Annotated in this window: 15 protein-coding genes; 7 read left to right on the plus strand and 8 right to left on the minus strand. The window is 64.0% G+C overall.

Annotation, left to right across the window (positions count from 1 at the left end; translation table 11 throughout):
- The first annotated feature begins 301 nt into the window (after nucleotides 1–301).
- Both VA599_RS17990 and VA599_RS17995 read left to right on the plus strand, forming a co-directional pair.
- Nucleotides 302–1,177 (plus strand): hypothetical protein, encoded by an 876-nt coding sequence (locus VA599_RS17990; protein ID WP_346789864.1) that lies wholly within the window; start codon nucleotides 302–304, stop codon nucleotides 1,175–1,177.
- Between the two features lie 442 nt (nucleotides 1,178–1,619).
- The gene (locus VA599_RS17995) at nucleotides 1,620–2,060 is read left to right on the plus strand and encodes a hypothetical protein (protein ID WP_021477183.1); all 441 of its coding nucleotides are present in this window, start codon (nucleotides 1,620–1,622) and stop codon (nucleotides 2,058–2,060) included.
- Between the two features lie 73 nt (nucleotides 2,061–2,133).
- Here the strand turns inward: VA599_RS17995 and VA599_RS18000 are convergent, their stop codons facing one another.
- Nucleotides 2,134–2,694 (minus strand): murein L,D-transpeptidase catalytic domain-containing protein, encoded by a 561-nt coding sequence (locus tag VA599_RS18000; protein ID WP_021477184.1) that lies wholly within the window; start codon nucleotides 2,692–2,694, stop codon nucleotides 2,134–2,136.
- Between the two features lie 258 nt (nucleotides 2,695–2,952).
- Between VA599_RS18000 and VA599_RS18005 the strand changes: the two genes are divergently transcribed.
- The gene (locus VA599_RS18005) at nucleotides 2,953–4,077 is read left to right on the plus strand and encodes an MBL fold metallo-hydrolase (protein ID WP_346789867.1); all 1,125 of its coding nucleotides are present in this window, start codon (nucleotides 2,953–2,955) and stop codon (nucleotides 4,075–4,077) included.
- A 236-nt stretch (nucleotides 4,078–4,313) separates the two neighbouring features.
- Nucleotides 4,314–5,666, plus strand: coding sequence for a chitinase (locus VA599_RS18010; protein ID WP_346789868.1), 1,353 nt, complete (start codon nucleotides 4,314–4,316; stop codon nucleotides 5,664–5,666).
- Nucleotides 5,667–5,728: 62 nt separating this feature from the next.
- On the opposite strand, the gene VA599_RS18015 is transcribed toward VA599_RS18010, so the two are convergent.
- From VA599_RS18015 to aptA, 4 genes are all read right to left on the minus strand, one after another.
- Nucleotides 5,729–6,172: an SRPBCC family protein gene (locus tag VA599_RS18015; RefSeq protein WP_346789870.1), complete on the minus strand. Its 444-nt coding sequence runs from the start codon at nucleotides 6,170–6,172 to the stop codon at nucleotides 5,729–5,731.
- A 55-nt stretch (nucleotides 6,173–6,227) separates the two neighbouring features.
- A complete protein-coding gene (locus tag VA599_RS18020) occupies nucleotides 6,228–6,800 on the minus strand; it encodes a GNAT family N-acetyltransferase (RefSeq protein WP_346789872.1) in 573 nt (190 codons plus the stop codon).
- A gap of 82 nt (nucleotides 6,801–6,882) precedes the next feature.
- Nucleotides 6,883–8,376, minus strand: coding sequence for a CoA-acylating methylmalonate-semialdehyde dehydrogenase (locus tag VA599_RS18025; RefSeq protein ID WP_346789874.1), 1,494 nt, complete (start codon nucleotides 8,374–8,376; stop codon nucleotides 6,883–6,885).
- 32 nt (nucleotides 8,377–8,408) lie between these two features.
- Nucleotides 8,409–9,749 (minus strand): omega-aminotransferase AptA, encoded by a 1,341-nt coding sequence (gene aptA / locus VA599_RS18030; protein ID WP_346789875.1) that lies wholly within the window; start codon nucleotides 9,747–9,749, stop codon nucleotides 8,409–8,411.
- Nucleotides 9,750–9,850: 101 nt separating this feature from the next.
- Here aptA and VA599_RS18035 point away from each other — a divergent pair, with 101 nt between their 5' ends.
- Nucleotides 9,851–10,765 (plus strand): LysR family transcriptional regulator, encoded by a 915-nt coding sequence (locus VA599_RS18035; protein ID WP_021477191.1) that lies wholly within the window; start codon nucleotides 9,851–9,853, stop codon nucleotides 10,763–10,765.
- 10 nt (nucleotides 10,766–10,775) lie between these two features.
- Here the strand turns inward: VA599_RS18035 and VA599_RS18040 are convergent, their stop codons facing one another.
- The 3 genes from VA599_RS18040 to VA599_RS18050 form a co-directional block, all read right to left on the minus strand.
- The gene (locus VA599_RS18040) at nucleotides 10,776–11,078 is read right to left on the minus strand and encodes a hypothetical protein (RefSeq protein WP_021477192.1); all 303 of its coding nucleotides are present in this window, start codon (nucleotides 11,076–11,078) and stop codon (nucleotides 10,776–10,778) included.
- A gap of 27 nt (nucleotides 11,079–11,105) precedes the next feature.
- Nucleotides 11,106–11,462, minus strand: a complete 357-nt coding sequence (locus tag VA599_RS18045) for a DUF1304 domain-containing protein (RefSeq protein ID WP_021477193.1) — start codon at nucleotides 11,460–11,462, stop codon at nucleotides 11,106–11,108.
- A 130-nt stretch (nucleotides 11,463–11,592) separates the two neighbouring features.
- Entirely contained in the window at nucleotides 11,593–12,891 is a 1,299-nt protein-coding gene (locus VA599_RS18050) for a hypothetical protein (RefSeq protein WP_021477194.1), read from the minus strand.
- 173 nt (nucleotides 12,892–13,064) lie between these two features.
- On the opposite strand from VA599_RS18050, the gene VA599_RS18055 reads away from it, so the two are divergent.
- Nucleotides 13,065–13,226, plus strand: coding sequence for a DUF924 family protein (locus tag VA599_RS18055; RefSeq protein WP_021477195.1), 162 nt, complete (start codon nucleotides 13,065–13,067; stop codon nucleotides 13,224–13,226).
- A 277-nt stretch (nucleotides 13,227–13,503) separates the two neighbouring features.
- A partial coding sequence (locus tag VA599_RS18060; RefSeq protein WP_346789878.1) for a contractile injection system protein, VgrG/Pvc8 family occupies nucleotides 13,504–14,054 on the plus strand: 551 nt, incomplete at its 3' end.

A 14,054-nucleotide genomic window follows, 5' to 3' on the forward strand; every position in this document is an offset into this window, starting at 1 on the left:
CCCTCAATCCACCAGCTGCCATGGCGACGTTCTCCGTTCCCCGCAGCCTACGATTTTTACCCATAAGCAGCGACACTCATGGGGTAAAGTCGCTGCAATCATCCCAGGCTGCTCGATCAGCTTTCGATAGCCTGTCGGCGCCGCTGTTAGACTCCCAGGCATCCCGTGATGCGGCCCGGCTGGCTAAAGCCATGATGTCATTTTTCATCTCAAAACAAGATACCAATATCTTGATTTATTTGAGTGAAAGCCTTATAGCTGGCATATCCATCCGTGATCACCCCCTAACCTTGGACCTTACATGAAAACAGCAACATCCATCCGCTTGGCCCTGCTTCTGGCCTCCATCGCGTTGCCCAGTCCGGCGCTGCGCGCGGAAACCTTCACCTTGAACCTGGGCTCGATCATCAAGGACGGCATCCATAAAGCGCTGCAGGGCGACAACGCCAACACTGGCGCCCCTGCCGCCGGCTATCCCGCCCCCGGCAAATACGATGGCTCCGACGCCGAGTTCGAGCGCGCCATCACCATCCAGGCGGATGGCCGATTCGAACTGGAAGTGCTGCAGAAAGGAAACACCCTCCCGCGGCATGCCGGATCGGGAGCAGGCAAGCTGACTTCGACGGACGGCAAGCAATGGACCTACCGCGAGGATCGCTGCACGCTGACGCTCACCCCGCAGGCGTCCGCCTTGCAACTCAAAACCGAGCGTTGCGCCGGCGTCTTCGGCGATGTGCCTTTCGATGGGCTGTACCAGGCGGGCGCCAAAAAGACCCAAGTCGCGGCCAAGGACAAGCGCCTGGCGGCGCAGCTCAATTGCCAGCGGCTGAACTTCGGAGAAAACGGCATCGCCTCCCTGCTAGGCAAAGCGACTCGCCAGCCAGAAAACACGGTATGGGACCAGGAGCTGTCCTTGCCTGACGGCTATGTCTTTGGCGGCCTGCCGATCCGCTCGGTCAAGCTCTCCGAAACCGATGGCGGCTTCCTGGCGCTGTTCGTGGACGGCGACGCAACGGCGATACAGGCGGCGATCAAAAAAGCCCGGCTCAAGGGCGACTATAGCGTGGCGATGCTGCGCACGGTGGGAGGCCCCACCGGCTATCCCTTCCCTGGCAAGCGGACCGGCCAGCCTTATGTGCATTGCCAGAGCAAGCAGGCGATGAGCGGAGAGTATTGAGCGCCGCTTTCCTGAATCCGCGCCGGGGCGCTTCGCCATGCCTATTCGCCCCGGCCCCTATCCAGCCCGTTTTCCCTCTCCCTCCAGGAAACTTCCTTCCGCGCACTTCCGCTCCAACGCCAAAAACTGTCCTTAAGAACAGATGCAATCGCCTGTTCTGCTTCTATATTGACGGCTATTCCATCAGTATCAATAAAAACAGTTACATAAAAAACTTTTTCTCTTAACACAATCTCGGCAGCGCGCTCCTGACCGACGCGCGTTTCGCCGCCTCCGTATTCCCGGACCGTATCTTGCGGTCCCGTCTCAGCTTGATGGCCCTGCCATTCCCTCTCCACCGCATTCCCGCGCATCGAGCGCCATCGCCATAGCCCACGTCAGAAGCGGGCTTGCCAAAACTATTAAAACTTGATGTATCCGATACCTACTCAGGAGCAAGATCATGAATACTCGTCGCACCTATCGCTGCGCGCTGCTCGCGTCAGCCGTCATGGCCGCCGGCCTCTTGACCTCAGCGGCGCTGGCAGCCAGCCAGCCCGCCTCCCAGGCAGTGAGGGCCGCCGCAACCGCGGCGGTCGCGCCTGTCGTCACCAAAACCTACAGCGTGATCGTCAATACCGATGGCACGCTCGCCGCAGGCCCTGCCGGTGCCAGTTCCAACAACTTCGGCGGCAATTACGGCTACTTCGAGGTGATTTTCCCGAGCGACGTCTCAAAGTGCGTGTATACCGCGACCCTGGGCGATCCCTCGCCGACCTTCCCCGCGCTGGGTTTCATCAGCGTGACCCTGCGCAGCGGCAATCCTAACGGCATTTTCGTGCGGACGGCCGATACCAACGGGACGGCCAACGACCACGCCTTCCACCTGCATGTTCAATGCTGAACGCCGCGTCATTCCAGCGGTTGAAGGAATAACCCGCTGAAACGCCGGGCCGCTCGCGCGGCCCGGCGCCGACTCAGCGCCGGCTGCGAATGCAGTTGATGTAGGAACCGCCCTGCAACATATTGATCAAGCCGACGCTGTATTGCGGCTCCACCGCCAGGCTGCCGTCGGAGCGCCACAAGATGCCATGTTCGGCTGCATACTGCGAGGTGACGTGGTCGGAGCCGTGCATCACCAGATTGCGCCGCCGCATATTGGAATTGCTTCGCTCCAGGCCGTCCAGCCACAGCGACAAGCCCTGGCTGCCGAAATAGGTTTCGGAGGCGCGGCACACGCCCAGGCAGGATAAATCGGAATCCAGCTCATTGGAGAAGGCGCCGGCCCTCAGCAGATTGGCGTGCGGATCCAGCCCGCGGCCATGCGCGACCAGAAAACGTTGCACGCTGGCCTCCAGCGTGTCGAACACGAACAGCCGGCTCTCCGTCGACGGCAGGCCATAATCGACCACCGCCCAGTACAGCAGGCTGGCACGGGGATGCAGGCTTTTCTGCACCGCCACCATGTCCAGCACCGCCGAATCCGGCAGCCCCTCGCTCCGGCTCAATTGCAGCAAAATGTCTTCCAGCGTTCCCACATCTTATCCTTGCCTGCGGTTGGACCGCCCGCGTCTTGTCCTTGTCGAAAAAAATGATTATCACTCGGCGAACAATTAATCCTAGGCAGCCCCGGATGGGGTGGCAAGATGGCGCGACGCCTTGAATCCCGACGCTCAGCGCCCATCTTATCAGGACCCGCCGCGGGAAAGCGGCACGCCGGAAGCCCGGCCGGCTACCATCAATATGGACCGTCCGCCGGCCCCGTCCGCATCGGCAACGAACAGGAAGGCATCTCGATGAAGTCTCTCGGCAAAAAAGCGTCCGGCCCCAGGCTGGAAAAAATGCAGGCGTCGCCGCTTTGGTCCGGCAGTGGTTTTCGCAACATCTACCCTATCGATCCCGCCTTGCGCGACCCGTCGGCAACCATGCCGTCGCTGCGCGACTTCCTGTGCGGCGGCGAACGCCGGGCGCCCTCCGCGCCGCTTCCAGCCGACAATCCGCTGGATGCCTGGCGCAAGCCAGCCCAGTCCGGCCTGCGCGCCACCTGGCTCGGGCACTCCACTGTGCTGATCGAAATCGACGGCCTGCGCCTGCTGACCGATCCGGTATGGGGCCCGCGCGCCTCTCCCACCCGGCTGGCCGGACCCAAGCGATTCCAGCCGGTGCCGATCAAGCTGAAGCAATTGCCGCCGCTGGATCTGGTGCTGGTCTCGCATGACCATTACGACCACCTCGACTACCCCACCATCCGCGAGCTGGCCAAGACCGACGTCCCCTTCGTCACCGCGCTGGGCGTGGGCGCCCACCTGGAAGCCTTCGGCGTGCGGCCCGAGCGGATCACCGAGCTGGACTGGTGGGAAAGCTATCATCATCCCGAATCCGATCTGACGGTCACCGCCACGCCGTCCCAGCACTTTTCCGGGCGCGGCCTGAAAGACCGCAATGCCACGCTGTGGTCGTCGCTGTCCATCCGCAGCGCCCGGCATTCGGTATTCTTCAGCGGCGATACCGGCCTGTCTGGGCAATTCGCCGAAATCCGCGAGCGCATGGGCCCGTTCGATCTGGTGATGCTGGAAGTCGGCGCCCATCACCCCGCCTGGGGCGATATCCACCTGGGGCCGGACAATGCGCTCAAAGCGCTGGACCTGCTGGGCGGCGGCGCCTTCCTGCCGGTGCACTGGGGCACCTTCAACCTGGCGATGCACGCCTGGGACGCGCCGGCCGAGTCCCTGCTGGCCAGCGGCGAAAAAGAGAATGTCCGGCTGATGATGCCGCGGCTGGGACAAGCGATGGAGCCGGCCCATGCAGAGCGCGCCCATCCCTGGTGGCGCGAGGTAGACAGCGTGGCTGCGCCCGCCTCCCCAAGCGAGCCGGAAGCCGACGCGCCCTTACCGAAATCGATGCCCTGGCCTCTGGACTAACCCATCCAGGCCGCCGCCGCGCGGCGGCCTGCCTCGCCTCCCCGCCCCCGCAGCCCCTTCGGCAATCAATCCAATACCTTTGCTCAAAATCAAAAGCGAGCGACCATTTTCTATTGAGTTTTTACTCTATCTGGGTATATTTGGGAATTGCTGACAAATGTTGGCGTTTTTATAAACCATTTAATATGTTCAGCCATTCAAAACATCAGAATGCTGCGCAACCCGGGAGTCCGCTCATGATGAAAAGGTTTGCCGCCCTCTCCGCTCTAGCCGCCGCCGCAGCCGGTATCGCCAGTCCAGCCGCCCAAGCCGGCGCCTTCGCGCCCTATGTCGACATGACCTTGTGGCCGACGCCGCAGATCGACAAGCTGGGCGTCAATCAAGGCATCCAGCAATTCACCCTCGCCTTCGTCGTCGCCAAGGGCGGTTGCTCGCCCTCTTGGGGCGGCGTGCTGGCCATTCCGGGCAACGGTTCCGATCAACAACTGAGCGCCATCCGCAGCGGCATCAATAATTTCCGCGGCAAGGGCGGCGAGGTGATGGTGTCCTTCGGCGGCGCCAACGGCACCCCGCTGCAACAGGCCTGCACCACCAACGCCAGCCTGCAGGCCGCCTACCAGACCGTGCTGGACACCTACAATCTGTCCCGCATCGACTTCGACATCGAAGGCGGCGCGCAAACCGACACCGCCGCCAACAACCGCAACTTCGCGGTGGTGGCCGCGCTGCAAAAGAATTACAAGGCCAAAGGCAAGACCCTGCATGTGTCGCTGACCCTGCCGGCCATGCCCTTCGGCCTGACTCAGGACGGCCAGCGCGTGCTCGCCTCCGCGCTCGCCAACGGCGTGGCCCTGGACGCCGTCAACATCATGGCGATGGACTACGGCCAATCCAATCCGAACATGGGCGCGGCCGCCAAACAGGCCGCCCAGGCGCTGTACGGCCAGATCGACGCCGCCTACAAGGCCCACAGCCAGACGCTGACCGACGCCCAGCTGTGGCAAAAAGTGGGCGTCACGCCCATGGCGGGCCTGAACGACACCCAGCCGGAAACCTTCACCGTGGACAACGCCAAGGACCTGTACGGCATGGCCAACAGCAATCGCTTCGGACTGCTGTCGATGTGGTCGATCAGCCGCGACAAGTCTTGCCCCAATAACGGCCACTACGTCGACGCGCAGTGCTCCGGCATCGTGCAAACGCCGTACGCCTTCAGCAATGTGTTCAAGGGCTTCAAAGACCACTGGGGCAGCGGCGTCACCCAGGACCCGAATTACGGCGGCGGCGACAACGGCAGTGGCGGCGGACCGGTGAACGGCCAGCCGTGGTCGTCGGGCCAGATCTACAACACCGGCAACACCGTCACCTACTCCGGCGCCACCTGGAAAGCCCAGTGGTGGACCCAAGGCGACGTGCCCGGCCAGGCTTCGGTGTGGCAGCAACAGGGCGGCGGCCTGCAGCAATGGTCGGCAACCGCCGCCTATTCCGCCAAGGACTGCGCGCTGTACCAGGGCAAGAAGTACTGCGCCAAATGGTGGACCCAGGGCAATCTGCCCACCGCCGGCGATCCGTGGGCGCTGTCCAACTGAGCGGACGCTCCCCGCAAAAGCCAAGCCGGGCATGCGCCCGGCTTTTTTTGACTCCTCCCGATCTAGCCCGCTATATCCGGCTCCACCAATGCCGCCAGCTGCTTCAGCGACTGCTGCCAGCCCAGATAGCAGTTTTCCGGCGGGATCGCGTCGGGAATGCCGTCCTGAACGATGAAAAGATCGGTACCGCAGGATAGCGGCACCAGCGTGATGGTGGTGGTCATTTCGCCGGGCAGGTTCGCGTCGTCGAAACGGTCGGTGTAGCGGATGCGCTCGCCCGGAACCAGCTCCAGGTAACGGCCGCCGAACGCATGTTTTTGGCCGCTGGCGAAAGCGACGAATTCCATCTTGTAGCTGCCGCCGACGCAAACATCGCGTTCCAGCACCCGACAGACGAAGCCCTCGGGCGGCAGCCATTTGACCAGGGCCAGCGGATCGATGAAGGCGCGGTAGACGCGCTCCGGCGGCGCGCTCAGCACGCGGTGCAGGCGTATCGTATTGGGCATGGCAGGCTCCTTGTCGAGGGGAAAGCAGGCTTAAGCAAGATAGCACAATGACATTTCACTGGTGCGCCAGATCGCACTCCATCTGCCAATCGAACGGCTCAAGCTCGACCTGAGGACGGTGCAGCCAGCGCGCCGGCGCGCAGCCACAACGCTCGTAGAATGATACCGTCTCGATGGCCGAGTGCGAGGAAATGTACAGCCGGCGCGCGCCCATCGCCTTGCCGCCGGCCATGCACTGCCGCATCAGCTCGCGGCCCAGCCCCCGGCCGCGCCAGCGGACATCCACCTGCAGCTCCTGCAATTGCCGGTATTCGCCGTCCGGCCCCAGCGGCTCCGGCGCAATGGCGGCGAAGCCGGCCAAGCTGCCGCCTTCCCGCGCCGCCCACACCCGCCCCGCGTCCGCCATCGCCGCCAGTTCGCGGCACAACGCCCGCCGCTCGTCCGCCGACCAGTCGTCGATGAAGGGGTCGGCCACAATGCGCCTGTCTCCGGGCGCGCCGCGATATACCAGCGTCACCTCCTGCCGGCGCTGGAAGTCGTCCAGCCAGCGCGCATCGATATCGGCCGCGCTCAGGCGGCGGATGATCCAAGGGGAAGAGACGATGGTTGCGGAAGCGAACGGTTTCATGGCGGTCAGACAGGGTCAGGACATTGCCATTATGCCAGCGAAACGGGCCACCCTCGCGAGCGGCCCGTCTGCCGCGGCTGATTTACAGACTGGGAAAGGCGAACTGCGAAGCCTCGTGGCTGGCGCGTTGCGGCCAGCGCTGGGTGATTGCCTTGCGCCGAGTGTAGAAGCGCACGCCGTCCGGGCCATAGGCGTGCAAGTCGCCGAACAAGGAGCGCTTCCAGCCACCGAAACTGTGGTAGGCCACCGGCACCGGCAGCGGCACGTTGATGCCCACCATGCCCACCTCCACAGTGTCGGCGAACAGCCGCGCCGCCTCGCCGTCGCGGGTGAAGATGCAAGTGCCGTTGCCGTATTCGTGGGCGTTGATCAGCGCGATGGCCTCTTCCAGGCTGTTCACGCGCACCACGCACAACACCGGGCCGAAGATTTCTTCCTGGTAGATGCGCATCTGAGGCGTCACGCGGTCGAACAGGCAGCCGCCGAGGAAGAAGCCGCCCTCATGGCCCGGCACCTTGATGCCGCGGCCATCGACTACCAGCTCCGCGCCGGCCGCCACGCCGTCGGCGATGTAGCCGCTCACCTTGTCCAGATGGGCGCGCGTCACCAGCGGGCCCATGTCCAGGCCCGGTGAGGTGCCCGGCCCCACTCTCAAAGCCTTGATCTGCGGCGTGAGCTTGGCGATCAGCGCGTCGGCGGCTTGGTCGCCGACGCAGACGGCAACCGATATCGCCATGCAGCGCTCGCCGCAGGAACCATAGGCCGCGCCCATCAGGGCGCTGACGGTATTGTCTAGATCGGCGTCCGGCAGCACCACCGCGTGGTTCTTGGCTCCGCCCAGCGCCTGCACCCGCTTGCCGCGGCGGCTGCCTTCGGCATAGATGTATTCAGCGATGGGCGTGGAGCCGACGAAGCTGACAGCCTTGACCTCCGGCGCGGCCAGCAGCGCGTCCACCGCTTCCTTGTCGCCGTGCACCACATTGAGCACGCCCTTGGGCAGGCCAGCCTCATGCAGCAGACGGGCGATCAGCAGGGTGGAACTGGGATCGCGTTCCGACGGTTTCAGGATAAAGGTGTTGCCGCAGGCGATGGCCAGCGGATACATCCACAGCGGCACCATGGCCGGGAAGTTGAACGGGGTGATGCCGGCCACCACGCCCAGCGGCTGAAAATCGCTCCAGGCGTCAATATTGGGGCCGGCGTTGCGGCTATACTCGCCTTTCAGCAGCTCCGGCGCGGCGCAGGCGTATTCCACGTTCTCGATGCCGCGTTTCAGCTCGCCGGCGGCGTCTTCCAGTGTCTTGCCGTGCTCGCGACTGATCAGCGGCACGATCTCGGCTTCATGCTGCTCCAGCAGCTGCTTGAAGCGGAACAACACTTGCGCCCGCTTGGCCGGCGGGGTGTCGCGCCAGGCCGGAAACGCCGCCAGCGCGGCCGCCACCGCCTGCGCCACGGTGGCGGCGTCGGCCAATTGCGCTTCGGCGATGGCTTCGCCGGTGGACGGATTGAAGACCGGCGCGCGCCGACTGCCGCCGTCGCAAGCTTCGCCGTCGATCAGGTGTTGCAAAGTCGTCATTTCAGGATCTCGTTTTATTGGTGACAATCGTTTCAGGCCAGCTTGGCCAGCGTCTCGCCGACGGCGTCGAACAGGCTGTCCAGCTCCTGCGGCGTGGTGGTGAACGGCGGGCCGAACTGCAGCGCGTCGCCACCGTAACGGACGTAGAAGCCCTTGCGCCACAGCGCCATCGCCACCTCGTACGGCCGCACGATGGCGTCGCCGCCGCGCGGCGCGATCTGCACCGCGCCGGCCAGGCCGCAATTGCGGATGTCGACCACGTGCGGCAAGCCCTTCAGGCCGTGGATGCCACGCTCAAAATGCGGCGCCAATTCGGCGGCCCTGGCCACCAGGTTTTCGCTCTCCAGCACGTCAAGCGCCGCCAGCGCCGCCGCGCAGGCCACCGGATGGGCGGAATAGGTGTAGCCATGGGCGAACTCCACCGCGTACTCCGGCGTCGCCTGCGCCATGAAGGCGTCGTAGATCTCGGACGTCGCCACCACCGCGCCCATCGGCAGCGCGCCATTGGTCAGCTGCTTGGCCAGATTCATGATGTCCGGCGTCACGCCGAAATAGTCGGCGCCGAACATCGATCCGGTGCGGCCGAAACCGGTGATCACTTCGTCGAAGATCAGCAGGATGCCGTGCTGGCTGCAGATTTCGCGCAAGCGCTGCAGATAGCCCCGCGGCGGCACGATAACGCCGGCCGAGCCAGCCATCGGCTCCACGATCACCGCGGCGATATTGGACGCGTCGTGCAGCTCGATCAGCCGCAGCAGGTCGTCCGCCAGCTCCGCGCCCTGCTCCGGCAGCCCTCGGCTGAAAGCGTTGTCCGGCAGCAAGGTGTGCGGCAGATGGTCCGCGTCCATCAGCGGGCCGAATAATTTGCGGTTGCCATTCATGCCGCCCAGGCTGGTGCCGGCGATGTTGACGCCGTGGTAGCCGCGGGCGCGGCCGATCAATTTGGTTTTGGACGCCTGCCCCTTCAGCCGCCAGTAGGCGCGCGCCATCTTCACCGCGGTGTCGGCGCATTCGGAGCCGGAGTTGGTGAAAAACACGTGGTTCAGCTCGCCCGGCGTCATCGCCGCCACCCGCTCGGCCAAGCGGAACGACAGCGGATGGCCAAACTGGAAGCCGGGCGAATAATCCAGTGTCGACAACTGGCGATAGGCGGCCTCGGCGATCTCCTTGCGGCTGTGGCCGGCGCCGCAACACCACAGGCCGGACAGGCTGTCGAAGATCCGGCGGCCGTCGGCGTCGGTCAGATAATTGCCTTCGCCGGCGACGATCAGCCGCGGATCGCGCTGGAAGTTGCGGTTGGCGCTGAACGGCATCCAGTGCGCGCGCAGGTCGAGATGGGAGAATTCGGAACGGGTGGTGAGCGGGTGGTTCATCGCAAGCCTCGCAGGCGGGAATATGGACACAGCATGCGCCGGACATTGCGTGAGTTAAATGCTATCTTTCTTATGTTCAGATTATATATTTATCAACTTAAATGAACCGCAAACCAGCGCTGGGCCAGGTCAGCGATTTCGATATCCGGCTGCTGCGGCTGTTCCGATCGGTGGCCGAGTGCGGCGGCTTCTCCGCCGCCGAGGGCGTGCTGGGCATCAGCCGCTCCGCCATCAGCCTGCAGATGGGCGACCTGGAAAAGCGCCTCGGCATCCGGCTGTGCCAGCGCGGCCGCGCCGGCTTCGCCCTCACCGATGAGGGGCGCGAGGTGCTGCGCGCCAGCCAGACGCTGCTGGCGGCGCTGGAGGACTTCCGCAGCGAGGTGAACCTGCTGCACCGCCAGCTGCGCGGCGAACTGAACATCGGCATCATCAACAACCTGGTCACGCTGCCCAAGATGCGCATCACCCAGGCGCTGCGGGCGCTGGCCAAACAGGGGCCGGACGTGCGCGTCAATATCGGCATGATGACGCCCAACGACATCGAAACCGGGCTGATGGACGGCCAGCTTCACGCCGGCGTGGTGCCGCTGATCCAGCCTTTGTCCGGGCTGGACTACCTGCCGCTGTACGACGAGCGCTCGCAGCTGTATTGCAGCCGCGAGCACCCGCTGTTCAGCCGGCCGGACGACGATCTGGCCGAGGCGGACCTCGCCGCCGCCGACGCAGTCGCGCCCGGCTACCGCCTGCCGCCGCAGGCCCAGGCGCTGCAACAACGGCTCAAGCCCATCGCCACCGCGTCCGACCGCGAAGGCATCGCGTTTTTGATTCTCACCGGCCGCTACATCGGCTATCTGCCCGAGCACTTCGCCGCCAGCTGGGTAACGCAAGGTCTGATGCGCCCATTGCTGCCTGCAGTCTGCCATTACGACGCGCCGCTGGCGCTGGCGGTGCGCAAGGGCCGGCGCGCCAACCTGGTGCTGGAGCGCTTCTTGCAGGAACTGGAACGCACGGGCTGATACCGCGGAATCAAGCGATGAACTGGCAGATTCGCGCGACCAAACGCTCCAGATCCTCTTTCTTGTACTCCAGGGTGGGTTCAAGATAGAGTTTGCCGCCGCGAGACTCCGCCACCAGCCACCGGCCGAACGAAAACAAGCCGAATAGACGCCGCCCCCGCCTCAGGTTAACGGACGCGATATCCTCCAGCGGCACTCTCCATCGCAAGGCATCGCCTCGAAGCACGGACAAGCCCCGCTCATCGAACACAATGCGCGCCGGCTTGAACCTTCTGCCTGAAAACCGCCCCAAGATGCTCATGTCCGGAACCATCCGCACTCCCCGCGACGCGCTCGCAGCTCAAGCCAGCCACAGCAACGCGATGCCCAGCGCCGCCGGCAAAGCCTGCACGAACAGGATGCGCCGGTTGACGGTGGCGGCGCCGAATACGCCGGCTACCAGCACGCAGGCCAGGAAAAACAGCTTGATCTGGAATCCAAACGCGCCCTGCCACAGCCCCCAGACCAGGCCGGCGGCGAGAAAGCCGTTGTACAAGCCCTGGTTGGCGGCCAGAACCTTGGTATCCCGCGCCCGCTCCGGCGTCAGGCGGAAGGTCTTCATCCCCAGCGGCTTGTCCCACAGAAACATTTCCAGGATCAGGAAATAGACGTGCAGCAACCCCACCAGGGCGATGACGAGGTCGGCGGCCAGGCTCATGGCGTCTCCCCTGCCGGGATGAGTCGAAAAAGGTTATCGAACATGGTTTCCCCTTGGAAAAAGCCGGACTCCGCTAGAGTCCGGCCTTAACTGCATATTGCGCCAAAGGGTAAGCCATGCCAACCGGGCCTCACGCGGCGTTGGGCGGCTCTTCCGGCGGTTTCTCCGGCGATTTGGCGTTCACCAGCCGCGGACGGCGATAGCCGTTCTTCTGCTTCAGCGTGGAGAGCAGGAAACGGGTATACGGCTGGTTGCAGATTTCGCCAAACAAGAAACGCAAGGTCGCCTCGTCCGGCGTCGTTCCGCCGCCGGCCTGCAGACAGGCGGCCGCGTTGGCCACCACCTTGTCGGCCTGCTGGCGGTGCGGGTCGTCCTCTTTCAGCTCCAGCTTCTCGTTCAGGTTGAAAATCGTCTCCACATCGGCCAAACCCAACCTTGCCAGGCTGGCGCCGTGATCGCTGAAATAGCGCCAGACGATGGCCTGGCTGCTCAACCGCAGGATGAACTTGAACGGGAAGCCGGTGCGGATGGACAGCAGCACCGGATCGGTGCCGATCAATTGCTCGATGGAATTGACGCCCTCGGCCGCCATCCCGGCGGCGATGTCGGCGGTCACCCCTTCCAGCTTGATCAACTGGTCGCTGTTCTGATCCTGTTCGCTGGCCCCAAAGCTGCGCGACGCCAGGCGCCGCAGCAGTTTCATCAGCACATCCATGGGGAAAGCGCCGATGGCGAAAGCCACCACTGTCTGCAAGGCAGACACCGCGTGGGCATCGGCGCTGGAGGCGGCGCTCACCGCCGCGCCTATCGGAATGGCCAGCGTCATGCGCAGCGCGTACCAGTAAACGTCCGCCACGTTCAGGCTGCGCCGCCGCACTGCCGTCACCATGTCGCTGACGACAAACAGATAAGCGCCGGCAATGGACGCCACAATGACCAGATTGTTCACCAACAGCTTCAGCTTCTCCATTTCCGCCAACGCGTACAAAGTGACCATGAGCAAAATGGCCACCTGCAACAGCGCCAGCGGCATGATGAAGGCCGAGCGGCCGTAATGCTCGCGGTAGATGAGCTCGAACAGGCTCTCGGCAGCCGCGTCCGCTTCGCCTTTCCTCTCAGGCGGCAGCGGCCACTCCTTCAACGCCGGGATCCTGTCGGTGCGCGGCTGCCAGAACTGCCGCAAGTAAAATACCAACGCGCCGTTATTCAGCCGGTTGCGGAACTCCTCGTAGCGCGCTCCCCAGCCGACCACCAGAAACCGGATCAGCGGCGCGGCCGCCAGGCAGGAAACCAGCAGCGCCAATGTGATGTAGCCGCTGAGGGAAAGGGTGGGAAACTCGCGATCCACCCATTTATACCCCAGGCCCACTCCGGCGCCGTCCAGCAACAGCAAGCATATCCAGATGCCGTGGTACTTCGAATCCTTCATGGCCTCATCCTCCGCCGACCGGAATCGGCTTTCAGATTAGACTCTGTTGAAAAAATCTCATTTAGTACTAATAACTAGCGCGTCCCTCCCGCATGCGCCGCCGGCAGGGCCGCCAGCCAGGCGAGAAAAACCTGCGCCTGGCGCGACAGATGCCGCCGGCTGGGAGAAACCAGATGCGTCGGCATCACCTCCATCAGCCCTGGCTGCGCCATACGGATGACTACCGCGACATCATCCGACGCTTCGGCCGCTCTCCCCACCGCAACCGGATACTCGGCCGCCCTTCCACGCCGGAGGGAAGCGCTTTTCTGCGCGACGGCGGCTTCGCCGGCTGACCGGCCCGGCGAGCGACGCCAAACGAAAAATGTAGATTCGCGTCGCCAATTTCGCTCATAATCTCGAAACCTTCGCCTCATCAGCATTTCACCGGCCATCGCGCCACCCCCTGCCTGTCTCCCCGACGCCCAGTCATACCTGTCCTTTAGTTCAGGTACGCTAATGAAGCAGAATGTTCGCCTTGTTGACGCGATGCCTCCCACATAAAATGCTGGTTCTTTTCGGTTTTCTCACTTTCAAGCCCTGCTTCAAGGGCGCTTTCGTTTTGGACAATCGATGGACCTTGACAGCCTTCTTTCCTCCTTCGCCTCCGCCTTCAATCAAGACCAGCGCTTGCTCACCCTGGAGCTGGGCAGCGGATCCGTCGCCGCCGAGCAGCTGCTGCCGCAAAGCCTGGATGGCGAAGAGGGCGTGTCCAAGGCCTATCGTTATCAACTTACCTGCCTGTCCCCTGACGGCACCATCGAACTCAAGACCCTGCTTGGCCAGTCCGCCCGCATCGGCATCGCCGACGCTCAGGGCCAGGAGACCATCCGCTGCGGCGTGGTCAGCCAGGCCCGGCTGATGGGGTCCGACGGCGGCTTCGCCCAGTATGGCCTGACCATCGAGCCGCCGATCGCGCTATTGCGCCACCGCCGCACCTCGCGGGTGTTCCAGGACTTGAGCGTGCCGGACATCGTCCAGCAGATCGTCCACGAGCATCAGGCGGCCAACCCGGTGTTCGCCCGCGCCCAGACCATCGAGTTCAAGGTCGGCCCGGCGCAGCCGCGGAGCTATTGCCTGCAGTACCGCGAGGACGACTTCAGCTTCATCGTCCGCCTGCTGCA

Source organism: Chromobacterium indicum, assembly GCF_039708975.1.
Classification (GTDB): Bacteria; Pseudomonadota; Gammaproteobacteria; order Burkholderiales; family Chromobacteriaceae; genus Chromobacterium; species Chromobacterium piscinae.

Excerpts from the sequence above, each read along its gene's own strand:
- VA599_RS17990 (WP_346789864.1), top strand. The coding sequence starts at position 302 with ATGAAAACAGCAACATCCATCCGCTTGGCCCTGCTTCTGGCCTCCATC.
- VA599_RS17995 (WP_021477183.1), top strand. The coding sequence starts at position 1,620 with ATGAATACTCGTCGCACCTATCGCTGCGCGCTGCTCGCGTCAGCCGTC.
- VA599_RS18005 (WP_346789867.1), top strand. The coding sequence starts at position 2,953 with ATGAAGTCTCTCGGCAAAAAAGCGTCCGGCCCCAGGCTGGAAAAAATG.
- VA599_RS18010 (WP_346789868.1), top strand. The coding sequence starts at position 4,314 with ATGATGAAAAGGTTTGCCGCCCTCTCCGCTCTAGCCGCCGCCGCAGCC.
- VA599_RS18015 (WP_346789870.1), bottom strand. The coding sequence starts at position 6,172 with ATGCCCAATACGATACGCCTGCACCGCGTGCTGAGCGCGCCGCCGGAG.
- VA599_RS18020 (WP_346789872.1), bottom strand. The coding sequence starts at position 6,800 with ATGAAACCGTTCGCTTCCGCAACCATCGTCTCTTCCCCTTGGATCATC.
- VA599_RS18025 (WP_346789874.1), bottom strand. The coding sequence starts at position 8,376 with ATGACGACTTTGCAACACCTGATCGACGGCGAAGCTTGCGACGGCGGC.
- aptA (WP_346789875.1), bottom strand. The coding sequence starts at position 9,749 with ATGAACCACCCGCTCACCACCCGTTCCGAATTCTCCCATCTCGACCTG.
- VA599_RS18035 (WP_021477191.1), top strand. The coding sequence starts at position 9,851 with ATGAACCGCAAACCAGCGCTGGGCCAGGTCAGCGATTTCGATATCCGG.
- VA599_RS18040 (WP_021477192.1), bottom strand. The coding sequence starts at position 11,078 with ATGGTTCCGGACATGAGCATCTTGGGGCGGTTTTCAGGCAGAAGGTTC.
- VA599_RS18045 (WP_021477193.1), bottom strand. The coding sequence starts at position 11,462 with ATGAGCCTGGCCGCCGACCTCGTCATCGCCCTGGTGGGGTTGCTGCAC.
- VA599_RS18050 (WP_021477194.1), bottom strand. The coding sequence starts at position 12,891 with ATGAAGGATTCGAAGTACCACGGCATCTGGATATGCTTGCTGTTGCTG.
- VA599_RS18055 (WP_021477195.1), top strand. The coding sequence starts at position 13,065 with ATGCGTCGGCATCACCTCCATCAGCCCTGGCTGCGCCATACGGATGAC.